This window comes from Alkalispirillum mobile (assembly GCF_003664325.1).
Classification (GTDB): Bacteria; Pseudomonadota; Gammaproteobacteria; order Nitrococcales; family Halorhodospiraceae; genus Alkalilimnicola; species Alkalilimnicola mobilis.
Genome location: NZ_RCDA01000001.1, coordinates 687,119 through 701,124 on the forward strand (window position 1 = coordinate 687,119; position 14,006 = coordinate 701,124).

The window sequence follows — 14,006 nt, forward strand, 5'->3', positions numbered from 1 at the left end:
CGCTCCCTCCTTACGCGGTCTGGCCGGCGGCAGCCTGGCCGGTGGCCTTGGGGGCCGGCTCGCGGGCCGGGGCACCGGTCACCGTCTTGTAGACGTTGTACGCCATCATCAGCATGCCGATGAGGAACAAGACCCCACCCAACAGGCGCACCATGTAGTAGGGATAGGTTGCCACCAGCACCTCGGAGAAGGTGTAGGTCAGCGTCCCGTCATCGTTGACCGCACGCCACATCAGGCCCTGCATGACGCCAGCGATCCACATGGATGCGATGTAGAGCACGGTGCCGATGGTGGCGATCCAGAAGTGCCACTCGATCAGCTTGATGCTGTACATGCTTTCGCGGTTGAAGACACGCGGGATCAGCGCGTAGATCGAACCGAAGGTGATGAATGCCACCCAGCCCAGCGCACCGGAGTGCACGTGGCCGATGGTCCACTCGGTGTAGTGGGACAGCGCGTTCACCGTCTTGATGGACATCATCGGCCCTTCGAAGGTGGACATGCCGTAGAAGGACAGCGAGACGATGAGGAACTTGAGGATCGGATCGGTGCGCAGCTTATGCCAGGCACCGGAGAGGGTCATGATGCCGTTGATCATGCCGCCCCAGGAGGGTGCCAGCAGGATCAGCGAGAAGACCATGCCCAGCGACTGCACCCAGTCCGGCAGGGCGGTGTAGTGCAGGTGGTGGGGACCGGCCCACATATACAGCGAGATCAGCGCCCAGAAGTGCACGATGGACAGCCGGTAGGAGTAGATGGGGCGCCCGGCCTGCTTAGGCACGAAGTAGTACATCATGCCCAGGAAGCCCGCGGTCAGGAAGAAGCCCACCGCGTTGTGCCCGTACCACCACTGAACCATGGCATCCACGGCACCCGAGTAGATCGGGTAGGACCACATCGGGCCGACCGGAATCACCAGGTTATTGACGATGTGGAGCACCGCCACCGTGAGAATGAAGGCCCCGAAGAACCAGTTGGCCACGTAGATGTGCTTGACCTTGCGGACCGCTATGGTACCGAAGAAGTTTATCGCGTAAGCCACCCAGACGGCCGCGATCAGCAGCGCGATCGGCCACTCCAGCTCTGCGTACTCCTTGCCCATGGTGTAACCCAAGGGAAGCGATATCGCGGCAGCGACGATGACAACCTGCCAGCCCCAGAACGTAAAGGAAGACAGCTTGTCGGAGAGCAACCGCACCCCGCAGGTACGCTGCACACAGTAATAGGAGGTGGCAAACAGCGCCGAGCCCCCGAACGCGAAGATAACCGCGTTGGTATGCAGGGGCCGCAGGCGGCTGTACGTCAGCCACGGGTGGTCGAAGTTCAGCGCCGGCCAGATCAGCTGCGCCGCGATCAGTACACCAACCGCCATTCCGACCACGCCCCAGACGACGGTCATAATGGCGAACTGGCGCACGACTTTCTCGTTATAAGTTGTGCTGGTGTCCATAGCTCCAGATCCGCAAGGTGGTTTGAGATGGATTCAGGCGATCCTCTACGGGGGTGGATTATCCGCGTCCGGGCACAACCTCGCCTTGATGCAGGTCAACACCGATCGCCAACCGTGACAAGATGCCGCACCCCACAGCTAAAAAATTTGGGGAACTCAGCGTTGGTGCGGCCCGTCCATACGTACTTTTGTTTGCAACTGATTCGCAGTGCCGCCAGTATTCAACGCTCACAGCGTCCCGGGAGACATGGACTTGCGAAAGGATATCGAGCGCTTCCTCGAAGCCGCCAACGAGATCGTTCTGGGCAAGGAGCACGAGGTCCGGCTGGCACTGGTCTGCCTCATGGCCCGCGGCCACCTGCTGATAGAGGACCTGCCCGGGGTCGGCAAGACGACCCTGGCCCAGGCCCTGGCCCGGCTGCTGGGGCTAGACTTTCAACGGATCCAGTTCACCAGCGATCTGCTGCCTGCCGACATCATCGGTGCCACTGTCTACGAGAAGGCCCAGGGGAGCTTCCGCTTTCACCCCGGCCCGATCTTCTCCTCCCTGGTTTTAGCCGATGAGGTCAATCGCGCCACCCCCAAGGCGCAGAGTGCGCTGCTGGAGGCCATGGCCGAGCGCCAGGTGAGCGTGGAAGGAGCAACGCGGGCGCTGCCCGAACCGTTCTTCGTCATCGCCACCCAGAACCCGGAATCACAGCTGGGCACCTTCCCACTGCCAGAGTCACAACTCGATCGCTTTCTCATGCGGTTGAGCCTGGGCTACCCCGACAGCAGCGCGGAGCGCGCCCTGCTGCGCGGTGAGGATCGGAGCGATCTGCTGCACCGGATCGACACCCCCGCCCTCCCGGTGGCGCAGCTGGAGGCACTGCAGCAGGCCGTGCCGCGTATCCACGCCTCCGACGCCCTGCTCGACTACCTTCAGGCCCTGCTGCGCCATACCCGGGAGTCCGGCGCCTTCCGCCACGGCCTCTCCCCGCGCGCGGGCCTGGCGCTGCTGCGCACCGCCCAGGCCTGGGCGCTCTCCCATGACCGGGGGGCCGTGCTGCCGGAAGACATCCAGGCGGTGTTCGTGCCGGTAGCGGGCCACCGGCTGGAGCCGCGGGAAGACGGCACGGCCGGGGCCCACGAGGACCGGGTGCGCGAAGCGCTGGAACAGGTCGCCATCCCCTGATGCGTGCGCTGCGCCGGCTCCGGGCTCTGCTTCGGCAACTCCCCCTGAATCGGGGCAGGAGTGATTCCGAACAGTTGTCCCTTCACTACCGGCGGATATTCATCCTGCCCACCCGCTACGGGCTGTTCATGGCCCTCGTGGCGGGCCTGGTCTGGCTCGGGGGCGTGAACTACACCAATAATATGGTGCTGTTACTGTCTTTCCTGTTGGTCGGGCTGCTGGTCATCAGCATTCACCACACCTTCAACAACCTGCACCGGCTCCAGGTACACGCAGGACCGGCGCAGCCAGTCTTCGCCGGCCAGCCCCTGCGATTCCCGGTCACGGTGCACGACCCGGCAGGCCGCGAGCGACCGGCGATCACCGTGGACGGCGGCGAAGGGCTGCAAACCGCCGATATCCCCCCGGGGGAGAGCGCCCAGTGGTGGCTGACCGTCCCGACCCGCGAGCGGGGCTGGCGCCCCCTGCCCCGCTTCCGTATCCAAACCCGTTTCCCCACCGGCCTGTTTATCGCCTGGGCCCTGCCCTCGCTCCAGCAACGCAGCCTGGTTTATCCGGCCCCGGAGCTAGGCAACGTGCCACCACCCCCGCGGGGGCAGGAGGGCCGCCAGGGTGATCGTCACGGCGAAGGCGATGATGATTTCCACGGCTTGCGCCGCTACCAGGTGGGTGACCCCAAGGGCCACATCGCCTGGAAGCGCCTGGCGCGAGGCGAGGAGCGGGTTTACACCAAGCAGTTCGCCGGCGCCTCGGGCGCACCCCGCTGGCTGGACGAACGGCAACTGGACCCCGCCTTGGGACTGGAGGAGCGCCTCTCCCGGCTCTGCCGCTGGATCATCGACCTGGACAATGGCGGCCATCCCTACGGCCTGCGCCTCGGACGGGTCCAGATCGCACCGGGCCGGGGCGAGGCCCACCGGCATGCCTGCCTGCGCGCGCTGGCCCTGCACGGCCAGGAGTCATCGCCGTGAAGACATCCCCCCGCCCGCCGACGCCATTGCCCCGGCAGTCACAGGCATGGATGCTGGGCACCCTGGCGCTGGTGGGGGCGGCACACGCCCCCTACCTGCCCCTGTGGATCAGTCTGGGCGCGCTCGCCTGCGGCCTGTGGTCCTGGGTCAACCTGAACCGCTGGCGCCGCCTCCCACCCCGCACCCTGCGCTTTGCCCTCACGCTGTTGGCCATTGGCGGGGTTTACCTCAGTTACGGTGAGCTGCTCGGCCAGGAGGCCGGCACCGCCCTGCTCCTGTGCATGAGCGCGCTGAAGTTGCTGGAGCTGCGCAGCCGGCGCGATGCGATCCTGCTGATCGGGCTCGGCTTTTTCCTGGTTGGCACCCAGTTCCTGCGCTCGCAGGAGCTCCCCATGGCGTTCTACCTCGGGTTCTGCACCCTCGGGCTGATCATCAGCCTGATGGGCACCACCCGCGAGAGCGCACCCCGCCACCCGCTCGCCCACGTGCCACAGGCCGGGGCCATCCTGCTCCAGGCCCTGCCCCTGGCCGCCTTGCTGTTTTTCCTGTTCCCGCGCCTGGATGGACCGTTGTGGGCCATGCCGGAGGACGACCAGGCTGCCATGACGGGGCTGAGCGACAGCATGGAGCCGGGCAGCATCGGCGAGCTCGCCCAGTCGGATGCGGTGGCCTTCCGCGTGGAGTTCGACGGCGACCATCCACAGGCCCCGCAACGCTACTGGCGCGGCCCGGTGTTCGAGGCCTATGACGGCCGTCGCTGGCAAAAGCACGATCAACTCCATGACATGACCGAGGCGGCGACCACGGCGGACGACGTCGACAAGTGGCGCTACACCATTACCCTCGAGCCGCACGGCCAGCCCTGGCTGTTCGGCCTGGATCTGCCCGTCGACCTGGACCTGAACGGGGCCCGGACCCGTGGCGGCCAGACGTGGGAGCGGGACAGGGAGGTCAACCGCCGGATCCGCTACCAGGGTGAAAGCGCACTGGATTACGCGCTCGGCGGCTCGCTGGATGACCAGCGCCGCGAGGTCAACCAGCACCTGGAGGGCGACCGCCACCCGGAAACCGTCGCCCTGGCGCAGGGTTGGCTGGAGGAGACCGAGGACCCGCAGGCCCTGCTCGGCCACGCGATCAGTTTCTTCCGGGAGCAATCGTTCGGGTACACCCTGAGCCCGCCGCTGATGCAGGCCGACATGGTCGATGAATTCCTGTTCGAACACCAACAGGGCTTCTGCGAGCATTTTGCCGCGGCGTTCGCGGTGATGATGCGCGCTGTGGGTGTCCCCACCCGCGTGGTCACCGGCTACCTGGGCGGCGAGATGAACCCGGCCGGCGACTACATGATCGTCCGCCAGTCCGATGCCCATGCCTGGAACGAGGTCTGGCTCGAAGGGGAAGGCTGGGTGCGGGTCGACCCCACCGTGCTGGCCGCCCCGACGCGCCTGGACGAGGGCCTGGAGGCGTCGGTGAGCGACCCCGACAGCGTGCCCGCGATGGCGCGTTTCGACGCCTCCTGGCTGCGCGGGCTGCAACTGCGCTGGGATGCGGTGAACATGACCTGGCACCGCTGGATGCTCGGCTACGGGCCGGAGATGCAACGCCAGTGGTTGGAGCGGCTCGGGCTGACCAGCTGGCAACAGGCGGTCATGGCACTGGGTGGCGCACTGGTCGCCCTGTCACTGCTGCTGGCCTGGATCACCCTCTACCGCGGGGCGCCCCGTCCGTCCGACCCGGCGGTACGCGCCTGGCAGAAGCTGACCCGGAAACTGGGCCGGAAGGGCCTGCCCCCGCAACCCGCAGAACCGCCCAACCGCTATGCCCAACGAGTGGCCCGGGCACGTCCCGACCTGGCCCCTGGCATCTTGCAACTGGCGCGGCTTTACCAGCAATATCGGTACGAACCGGCGCCTAGGGAGGCGGACCTGCGCGCCCTCCGGGAGGGGGTGCGAAAACTGCGCCCCTGACCGCCTGCCGAAGACAGCCAGGAGCTCCGCGCCCATGCACGACACCCCTTGGCTTATCGCCCATCGCGGCGACATTGAAAGGCACACAGAGAATACCCTGCCCGCCTTTCGCTCCGCCCTGGACAGGGGGGCGGACGGTATCGAGCTGGACGTTCAGTTCACGGCGGATGGCACACCGGTGGTCTTTCACGACCGGGACCTGCGCCGTATCACCGGACAACGCGGGTGCCTGGCGGAGATCGAAGACGCGGAGTTGGCCCGCCGGGGGCTACGCCCCGGCCCGGCACAGGCGGAACAGTTCCACCTCCCCACGCTCAGTGAGGCCTGTAAGCTGTTGGCCGGTACCAACACCCCGGTGTTCGTCGAAATCAAGACCAATGCACTGGCCCACCATCGCATCCCGCACGCGGTGGACCGGGTGCTGCAGGACAGCGTGCTCATCGCCAGCCAACGGGTGATCATCAGTTTTAACGACAGTGCGCTGCAGGTAGCCCGGTCGCATGCCCGCGTAGCGGTGGGCTGGGTCTTGCAGGACTGGGATATCACCTGCCGGGAGCGGGCCGAGGCGCTGAAACCGGACTGGCTCTTCTGTGACGAGCAGTTACTACCGCCTGGCCCGGCACCGTTATGGACCGGCCCATGGGCATGGGCAATTTACGAGATTAATGAAGCGGGACCGGCCGCAGCGCTGGCACGCCGAGGCGTGAAGGCGGTGGAAACGGGAAGGCTGTCGGCCTGGTACCGATGACACCAGGCCGAGGGCCGATGCGCCCGGGGCGCTCACCCGCCCCGGGCCCACTCCGGCCCACGTCGTAGCGGACTGAGGCCCCCTCAGCGCACGCTGCGGCGACGGTCCGCCAGCGGCTGCTCGGTCAACCCCTGGCGCTCCGCAACCCGGCGGACAGCCGGCTCCTGCGCCAACTGCGCCAGCGTGATGCCGTTCAGGAAGTCGTAGATCTGCCGGCTGAGGTCCATCCAAAGATCATGGGTCAGGCAGCGCTCACCCTCCTGGCAGTCACCACGGCCTTTGCACCGCGTGGCGTCGACATTCTCGTCCACCGCAGTGATGATGTCCGCCACCGTGATCTGGTCCGCCGGCTGTGCCAAGCGATAGCCGCCCCCCGGGCCACGAACGCCCGAGACCAAGGAGTGCTTGCGCAGGCGCGCGAACAGCTGCTCCAGGTAGGACAGCGAGATCCCCTGAGACTCGGAGATATCCGCCAGGGTAACCGGCCCCTGCCCCTCGTGCAGCGCCAGGTCCATCATGGCTGTGACCGCGTAGCGGCCCTTGGTCGATAGCTTCATTACAACCTTCCCGTATATCTAGCAAGAAACGCCAAAAACCATTCGTCTTTTATAGGCACTAAACCCAGCCGCGTCAAGGGAAATTAGCGGCGCCTACGGTTTGCGCGTATGCCGCTCAGGCGGTGGGCGAACCAAAGCGATGCCCCTCGCCCAGGCAGAACCGGAGCCAACGGTTGAGGAAGCGATTCGCACGCCAGCGCCATTCCAGCGAGGGCCCCTGCTCCCGGGCCTGGCCACGGCGGCCGCGGCCGACCACTTCCGCCACCCGGGCATCGTAATAGATGCGAATCCGCAGGGCCGGTAGCGTCTCCCCGGCCGGGGCTTCTTCTGCCAGGAACTGATGTGTCAGGTAGTACGTCCGCGTATAAGGGGTGGATTCGAGCAACTCCACGTGCAACGCCGCCCCCTTGGCCAGCGGGCTGACACGGCAGACCCCTTCGCCATCCTCTGGCAGCAACCGCCTCAGAAAGAGGTAATTGGACTCGTAAAGCTCCATCAGACCGCCGAAGCTCGGCCCGGTGGACTGGGTCTCTAGGATGGCTGGTGAACGCATCATAGCTCACGATGCTACCACATGCTGCAACCCGGTACGGCCGCAACGGCGGGCGCCCTGAGCGCAGCACGCCTCCCTGTCAGCGCTACCAGACCGGCGGCAATGGCGTGCCTGCCTCAGGAAAGGCCCAAGGTTAATAAGCGCTGAGCAACCCCATGATTAGCGTCGAGGCACTTTACAATTACCCCCATTCAGCCATGACTAACCACCCCAATACTGCCCACAAGCCCCTCTAAATCCCGCTGTGATCCGCCTATCCACGACCTGGCATAGCGCTTGCTTTCCTTTAATACCACCTCATGCAATTAGGTCTGGAGGAGCGCTATGAAACACAAGCTTACCGCGCCGTTGACTATTGTTGGCATCGCCATTGTCACCTATGGCTTGCCGGCACAGGCAGACATTGTCACGCTGGGCTTCGAGGAGTTTGGGGCCATCGATGGAAATGAAGCTGTCGGGGACTTTTACGCAGGCGGCACCAACGAGGCTGGCATCACCGGCCCGGATTATGGCATCACGTTCTCAGAAAACGCCTTGGCATTGACATCCCAGACAACGAATGAACCCGGGGCTGACGGCAACTTCGAAAACAATCCGGTGGGCGACAACATCCTTTTCTTCCTCGGCGGCGAGGCCGCGACCATGAATGTCGCCGGTGGCTTTGAAACCGGATTCTCCTTCTATTACACATCGTCCGAACAGGCTTTCGTCAATGTCTATGACGAGCCTGACGGACAAGGGAACATACTCCAATCTCTCGACTTATCGCAAAATTGGCAGGACGCCAATTGCACGGACACCGCGAGCACGGACTTCTGCAACTTCAACCCTGTGGGGGTGGAGTTCGATGGGGTTGCCCAATCAGTGGACTTCGGTGGCACCATCAACCAAGTCGGTTATGACGCCATCACGCTTGGTACCGATGTCCCCGGCGACCCCACGGAAGTGCCCGAGCCCGCCACCTTGACGCTCTTCGCAACGGGCCTGTTGGGCCTGATGGGGCTGACCTTCCTGCGACGGCGCCCTGTGAGCTGACCCGGCCACGGGAGTTCCCCCCCACGCCGGCCGGGCCCGGATCCGCGGGGCCGGCTGGCACCCACCAACCGAGCGCCCGTCGGCACCCGCTCCATCCGCCGACCCCCTCGCCCAATTTCGAGGGGGTCGGCCCTGCCGCGCCCCGAAGATCGGCCCTGGGCTGGAAAACCGGGGACACTTCTAATAGAGTCGCCGCTCCAGCTTGGCCTCGTGGATGATCTTGGTCGCGATCTCCTCGATGGACATGGTGGTGGTATTGACGAAGGAGATGCCCTCGCCCTTGAACAGGGCCTCGGCGCGAGCCACCTCGTAGCTGCACTGGCGCAGCGAGGCGTAGTCGCTGTTCGGCAACCGTCCGGAGCGGATTTTCTGCAGCCGGTCCACGTTGATGGTCAGCCCGTAGAGCTTGCGCTTGTGCTCAACGAGCTTGCGCGGCAATTTGCCGCGGGTCAGGTCATCCTGGGTCAGCGGGTAATTGGCCGCGTAAATGCCGTACTGCAGCGCCAAGTAGATACAGGTCGGGGTCTTGCCGCTGCGCGATACGGCGGTCAGGATGACGTCGGCACGGGAGTAGTGATTGGTCACTGCCCCGTCGTCGTGACTGAGCGCATAGTTCATCGCGTCGATCCGGACGTCATACATGTTATTATCCACGACCCCGTGGGAGCGCCCGATGACGTGGCTGGACGGCATATGCAGTTCCTGCTCCAGCGGGGCGATGAAGGTATCGAAAAAGTCGAAGAGCACGGCGTCGGTGGTCTGCATGACGCGGCGCACGTGGGCATCGACGACGGTGGAGAACACGATGGGCCGCAGGCCACTGCGCTGGCCGGCGGCGGCGATCTGTTCCACCACCTGGTTCGCCTTCTCTTCGCTATCCACGAAGGGGATGGTGCGCTGCTCGAAATCGAGCGTGAACTGGGTCAGCAGGCTGTGGCCCAGCGTTTCGGCCGTGATACCGGTGCGGTCGGAGACAAAGTATACGGTACGTCTGGCTTCGGTCATTGACGATGCGGGCTCCGCTGGAATGGGCAGCAAAAAGGTTGCCAAAGCATGCTAGCGGAATTGCCGCCACCCTGCACAGCAACCCGTAGGCAATCGCGAAACATCAAGGGGGACGCAACCTTGCAAGAGTATGTGGTCAACTTCGAGACCCTGGGGATGGGGGATGTGGATCGCGTAGGGGGCAAAAACGCCTCCCTGGGCGAGATGATCAGCCACCTGTCCGCAGCGGGCGTGAGCGTGCCCGGAGGCTTTGCCACCACCGCGAAGGCCTACTGGGACTTCCTGGACGAGAGTGGCCTTCGCGAGCGCATCAACGGGATGCTCGACCAGCTCGACGTCGAGGACGTGGATGCGCTGGCCAAGACCGGCGCCGAAATCCGCCAGCTGGTCATCGACACGCCCTTCCCGGCCGAGCTGGAGCAGGCCATCACCAACGCCTACCAGAAGCTGGAGGATCAAACGACCGGCGAGGCCTCCTTCGCCGTGCGCTCCTCCGCCACGGCCGAGGATCTGCCCGATGCCTCGTTCGCCGGACAGCAGGAGACCTTCCTCAACGTCCGTGGCCTGGACGGCATCATGGAGGCGGTCAAACACGTCTTTGCCTCCCTGTTCAACGACCGCGCCATCTCCTACCGGGTGCACCACGGCTTCGAGCACAGCCAGGTGGCGCTCTCCGCCGGCATCCAGCGGATGGTCCGCTCCGACATCGGTGCCGCCGGCGTCATGTTCACCATGGACACCGAGTCCGGCTTCCGGGACGTGGTGTTCATCACCTCCTCTTACGGCCTGGGCGAGACGGTGGTCCAGGGCGCGGTCAACCCGGACGAGTTCTACGTCCACAAGCCCACGCTGGAGGCCGGCCGCCCGGCCGTACTGCGCCGCAACCTCGGCAGCAAGGCCATCAAGATGGTCTACTCCGGCGACCAGGCCCACGGCAAGACGGTCAAGACCGTGGACGTGGACGAGACTGAACGCCTGCAGTACTCGCTGACCGACGAGGAGGTGCAGGACCTGGCCCGCCAGGCGCTGATCATCGAAAAGCACTACGACCGCCCGATGGACATCGAGTGGGGCAGAGATGGCCAGGACGGCAAGCTCTACATCCTGCAGGCACGCCCCGAGACCGTGAAAAGCCGCGACGGCGGCCAGACGCTGGAGCGCTTCCATCTCAAGGCCCGCGGCGACGTCCTGGTCACCGGCCGCGCCATCGGTCAGCGCATCGGCGCCGGCCCCGCCCGGGTGGTGGACGGCATCGCCGATATGAACAAGGTCAAGGCCGGTGACGTCCTGGTCACCGACATGACCGACCCGGACTGGGAGCCCATCATGAAGCGGGCCTCCGCCATCGTCACCAACCGCGGCGGCCGTACCTGCCACGCGGCGATCATCGCCCGCGAACTGGGCATCCCGGCCATTGTGGGCACAGGCGAGGGCACCGACCGGATCAAGGATGGCCACGAGGTCACCGTCTCCTGCGCCGAGGGCGATACCGGTTACATCTATTCCGGCAAGCAGGACTACGAAGTCCGCGAGATCGCCCTGGACAAGCTCCCCGAGCTGCCCTTCAAGATCATGATGAACGTGGGCAACCCGGACCGTGCCTTCGACTTCGCCAGCCTGCCCAACGCCGGCATCGGCCTGGCGCGCCTGGAGTTCATCATCAACCGGATGATCGGCATCCACCCGAAGGCGCTGCTTGAGTTCGACCAGCAGGACGAGAACCTCAAGCAGGTGATCCGCACCCAGGCCGCCGGCTACAGCGACCCGGTGCAGTTCTACATCGACAAGCTGGCCGAGGGTATCTCCACCCTTGCTGCTGCCTTCACCCCCAAGCCGGTGATCGTGCGGCTGTCCGATTTCAAGTCCAACGAGTACGCCAACCTGATCGGCGGCGAGCAGTACGAGCCCGACGAGGAAAACCCCATGCTGGGCTTCCGCGGCGCCTCGCGCTACACCGCGGACAACTTCCGCGACTGCTTCGCCCTGGAGTGCAAAGCGCTCAAGAAGGTGCGCGACGAGATGGGCCTGGACAACGTCTGGATCATGGCGCCCTTCGTGCGTACCGTCGAGGAAGGCAAGGGCGTACTGGCCGAACTGGAGCGCAACGGCCTGAAGAAGGGCGAGAACGGGCTCAAGGTCATCATGATGTGCGAGCTGCCCTCCAACGCCCTGCTGGCCGACGAGTTCCTGGAGCACTTCGATGGCTTCTCCATCGGCTCCAACGACCTCACCCAGCTCACCCTGGGCCTGGACCGCGACTCCAGCCTGATCGCGCACCTGTTCGAGGAGCGCGATGCGGCGGTCAAGAAGCTGCTGTCCATGGCCATCCAGAGCGCCCGCCGTGCCGGCAAGTACGTGGGCATCTGCGGCCAGGGCCCGTCTGACCACCCCGACCTCGCCCGCTGGCTGATGGACGAGGGTATCGAAAGTGTCTCTTTGAACCCCGATTCGGTGGTGGAGACCTGGCTCTACCTGGCCGGGGAAGAAGCCCAATAGGCTGACCCCGACCCAGAGCCGCACTGAGAGGGCGCCTCAAAAGGGCGCCCTTTCTTTTTGTGCGCCGCCGGCTTTTTATGCGCCGCCGGCCTTTGTGCCCGCTCACGTAGACCCCTCCCATAAACCCTTGGAGCGGCCTGTGGTCAGCGCCGCCCCGCCGGCTGAATCACCAGCCAATCATCCAGCAGGTCCGCGGGCAGCGTGCTCATGTTGTAGCGCTCCGAAAGCTGCGCCTTCACCTCGGCCAGAGCCTCGGTCTGGTCCTCCGCCTCCACGGTGAAGGTTTCATCGGCCAGCTTCCCCAGCGAGGCATGGGCATCCTCCATCGCCCCGGGCTTAATATAGGCGTTCCAGCGGCTCATAAGACTATCCTCCAGCGCCAGATGGTCTAATCAGTATAGAGAAAGGCTGCTGCCCTTTGGGTCATTTTGACCCCAACGGGCCCGAGCGGGTTTCACATCTCGGTCCGATTCCTGATAAATTGGTCAGACAACTAGACAATAGCCCACCGTTGAGAGACTCATCGTCATGAGCGCACACTCCGTTTACTTGGAGGATGATTGCCGCTTCGAGTACAACCGGGAAGACTTGGTCGCCCGGCTGGGCCAGGTGCTGGCCAACCCCGAAGCGCTGATCACCAACGAAGAGGCCCTGCGAGCCTACGAGACCGACGGCCTCGCCGCGTACCGTCAGTTGCCGGTCGCCGCCGTGCTGCCCGACACCGTGGAAGAGGTGCAGGCGATCCTGCGCATCTGCAACGAACTGGAGGTGCCGGTCGTTGCCCGGGGTGCAGGCACCAGCCTCTCTGCCGGCGCCCTGCCCCATCCGCAAGGTATCCTGCTGAGCCTCTCCCGCTTCAACCGCATTTTGGACGTGGACGCGGAACGCCGCGTTGCACGGGTACAGCCCGGCGTGCGCAACCTGGCCGTCTCCGAGGCCGCCGCGCCCTACGGCCTTTATTACGCCCCCGACCCCTCCTCCCAGATCGCCTGCAGCATCGGAGGCAACGTGGCGGAGAACGCCGGCGGCGTGCACTGCCTGAAGTACGGCCTGACCATCCACAACGTGCTGGAGGTCACCCTGGTCACCATCGACGGCGAGGTGCTGAAGATCGGCAGCGAGGCGCCGGATGCCCCCGGCTACGACATGCTCGCCGCCATCATTGGCTCCGAGGGCATGCTCGGCGTGGTGGTGGAGGTCGCCGTCAAGCTACTGCCGGAGCCGCTGACCAAAAAGGTCATGCTGGCCGCCTTCCCCACGGTGGAGGCCGGCGGTGAGGCCGTGGCCGGCATCATCGGCGACGGGATCATCCCCGGGGGCCTGGAAATGATGGACAACGCGGCCATCCGCGCCGCCGAGGACTTTGTCCACGCCGGCTACCCGGTGGATGCCGCCACCATCCTCATCTGTGAGCTGGACGGCAGCGAGGCCGAGGTCGCCGCCCAGTGCGCCCAGGTGAGCAAGCTGATGGAGAGCTACGGCGCCACCGAGATTCGCATCGCCGAGACCCCGGAACAGGCCCAGGCTTTCTGGGCCGGCCGCAAAGCGGCCTTCCCCGCCGTGGGTCGTATCTCGCCCGATTACTACTGCATGGACGGCACCATCCCGCGCAAGCACCTGTCCACGGTGCTCAACCGCATGCAAGCGCTGTCCGAGGAGTACGGACTGCGCGTGGTGAACGTCTTCCACGCCGGGGACGGCAACCTGCACCCGCTGGTGCTTTACGACGGGAACGTCCCGGGCGAGCTGGAGCGCACCGAGGAGCTCGGCGGTCGCATCCTGGAGCTGTGCGTGGAGGTGGGCGGCACCGTCACCGGCGAGCACGGCGTCGGCATGGAGAAGATCAATCAGATGTGCGCCCAGTTCAGTCCGCCGGAGCTGGAGCAGTTCTTCGCCCTCAAGCGGGCCTTCGACCCGAAGGGGCTGTTGAACCCGGGCAAGGCCATCCCAACGCTGAACCGTTGTGCCGAGTTCGGCGCCATGCATGTGCACAAGGGCGAACTGCCCTTCCCGGATATCGAGCGCTTCTGAGACCAGGCCGCCGGTTGCG

12 protein-coding genes are annotated in these 14,006 nt (G+C 65.2%); 7 read left to right on the plus strand and 5 right to left on the minus strand.

The window, feature by feature from the left end:
- Positions 1-10: 10 nt before the first annotated feature.
- Positions 11-1,450, minus strand: coding sequence for a cytochrome-c oxidase, cbb3-type subunit I (gene ccoN, locus DFR31_RS03225; RefSeq protein WP_121441207.1), 1,440 nt, complete (start codon positions 1,448-1,450; stop codon positions 11-13).
- Between the two features lie 247 nt (positions 1,451-1,697).
- On the opposite strand from ccoN, the gene DFR31_RS03230 reads away from it, so the two are divergent.
- The 4 genes from DFR31_RS03230 (at position 1,698) to DFR31_RS03245 (ending at position 6,310) form a co-directional block, all read left to right on the plus strand.
- The gene (locus DFR31_RS03230; protein ID WP_211328226.1) at positions 1,698-2,624 is read left to right on the plus strand and encodes an AAA family ATPase; all 927 of its coding nucleotides are present in this window, start codon (positions 1,698-1,700) and stop codon (positions 2,622-2,624) included.
- A 74-nt stretch (positions 2,625-2,698) separates the two neighbouring features.
- On the plus strand, positions 2,699-3,595 hold the full coding sequence (locus DFR31_RS03235; protein ID WP_170153581.1) for a DUF58 domain-containing protein: 897 nt from the start codon (positions 2,699-2,701) through the stop codon (positions 3,593-3,595).
- Positions 3,592-5,562 carry a transglutaminase TgpA family protein gene (locus tag DFR31_RS03240; RefSeq protein WP_147436933.1) on the plus strand — a complete coding sequence of 657 codons (1,971 nt, stop codon included), beginning with the start codon at positions 3,592-3,594 and terminating at the stop codon, positions 5,560-5,562. The genes DFR31_RS03235 and DFR31_RS03240 overlap by 4 nt, the downstream gene beginning before the upstream one ends.
- Positions 5,563-5,596: 34 nt before the next feature.
- Positions 5,597-6,310, plus strand: a complete 714-nt coding sequence (locus DFR31_RS03245) for a glycerophosphodiester phosphodiesterase family protein (protein ID WP_121441210.1) — start codon at positions 5,597-5,599, stop codon at positions 6,308-6,310.
- Positions 6,311-6,393: 83 nt separating this feature from the next.
- Here the strand turns inward: DFR31_RS03245 and iscR are convergent, their stop codons facing one another.
- Both iscR and DFR31_RS03255 read right to left on the minus strand, forming a co-directional pair.
- A complete protein-coding gene (iscR, locus tag DFR31_RS03250) occupies positions 6,394-6,867 on the minus strand; it encodes a Fe-S cluster assembly transcriptional regulator IscR (RefSeq protein WP_121441211.1) in 474 nt (157 codons plus the stop codon).
- Between the two features lie 115 nt (positions 6,868-6,982).
- Positions 6,983-7,423 (minus strand): DUF1249 domain-containing protein, encoded by a 441-nt coding sequence (locus DFR31_RS03255; RefSeq protein ID WP_121441212.1) that lies wholly within the window; start codon positions 7,421-7,423, stop codon positions 6,983-6,985.
- A gap of 321 nt (positions 7,424-7,744) precedes the next feature.
- Between DFR31_RS03255 and DFR31_RS03260 the strand changes: the two genes are divergently transcribed.
- On the plus strand, positions 7,745-8,455 hold the full coding sequence (locus DFR31_RS03260) for a PEP-CTERM sorting domain-containing protein (RefSeq protein ID WP_121441213.1): 711 nt from the start codon (positions 7,745-7,747) through the stop codon (positions 8,453-8,455).
- Between the two features lie 180 nt (positions 8,456-8,635).
- On the opposite strand, the gene ppsR is transcribed toward DFR31_RS03260, so the two are convergent.
- Positions 8,636-9,460 (minus strand): posphoenolpyruvate synthetase regulatory kinase/phosphorylase PpsR, encoded by an 825-nt coding sequence (ppsR, locus tag DFR31_RS03265; protein ID WP_121441214.1) that lies wholly within the window; start codon positions 9,458-9,460, stop codon positions 8,636-8,638.
- 120 nt (positions 9,461-9,580) lie between these two features.
- On the opposite strand from ppsR, the gene ppsA reads away from it, so the two are divergent.
- Positions 9,581-11,956, plus strand: a complete 2,376-nt coding sequence (ppsA, locus tag DFR31_RS03270; protein ID WP_121441215.1) for a phosphoenolpyruvate synthase — start codon at positions 9,581-9,583, stop codon at positions 11,954-11,956.
- A gap of 143 nt (positions 11,957-12,099) precedes the next feature.
- Here the strand turns inward: ppsA and DFR31_RS03275 are convergent, their stop codons facing one another.
- Positions 12,100-12,318: a hypothetical protein gene (locus DFR31_RS03275; protein ID WP_121441216.1), complete on the minus strand. Its 219-nt coding sequence runs from the start codon at positions 12,316-12,318 to the stop codon at positions 12,100-12,102.
- Between the two features lie 166 nt (positions 12,319-12,484).
- Here DFR31_RS03275 and DFR31_RS03280 point away from each other — a divergent pair, with 166 nt between their 5' ends.
- The gene (locus DFR31_RS03280) at positions 12,485-13,987 is read left to right on the plus strand and encodes an FAD-linked oxidase C-terminal domain-containing protein (protein WP_121441217.1); all 1,503 of its coding nucleotides are present in this window, start codon (positions 12,485-12,487) and stop codon (positions 13,985-13,987) included.
- The last annotated feature ends 19 nt before the right edge of the window (positions 13,988-14,006 follow it).

Bases quoted from the DNA above. Each gene is read 5' to 3' on its own strand.
- ccoN (WP_121441207.1), bottom strand. From the start codon at position 1,450: ATGGACACCAGCACAACTTATAACGAGAAAGTCGTGCGCCAGTTCGCC.
- DFR31_RS03230 (WP_211328226.1), top strand. From the start codon at position 1,698: ATGGACTTGCGAAAGGATATCGAGCGCTTCCTCGAAGCCGCCAACGAG.
- DFR31_RS03245 (WP_121441210.1), top strand. From the start codon at position 5,597: ATGCACGACACCCCTTGGCTTATCGCCCATCGCGGCGACATTGAAAGG.
- iscR (WP_121441211.1), bottom strand. From the start codon at position 6,867: ATGAAGCTATCGACCAAGGGCCGCTACGCGGTCACAGCCATGATGGAC.
- DFR31_RS03255 (WP_121441212.1), bottom strand. From the start codon at position 7,423: ATGATGCGTTCACCAGCCATCCTAGAGACCCAGTCCACCGGGCCGAGC.
- DFR31_RS03260 (WP_121441213.1), top strand. From the start codon at position 7,745: ATGAAACACAAGCTTACCGCGCCGTTGACTATTGTTGGCATCGCCATT.
- ppsR (WP_121441214.1), bottom strand. From the start codon at position 9,460: ATGACCGAAGCCAGACGTACCGTATACTTTGTCTCCGACCGCACCGGT.
- DFR31_RS03275 (WP_121441216.1), bottom strand. From the start codon at position 12,318: ATGAGCCGCTGGAACGCCTATATTAAGCCCGGGGCGATGGAGGATGCC.
- DFR31_RS03280 (WP_121441217.1), top strand. From the start codon at position 12,485: ATGAGCGCACACTCCGTTTACTTGGAGGATGATTGCCGCTTCGAGTAC.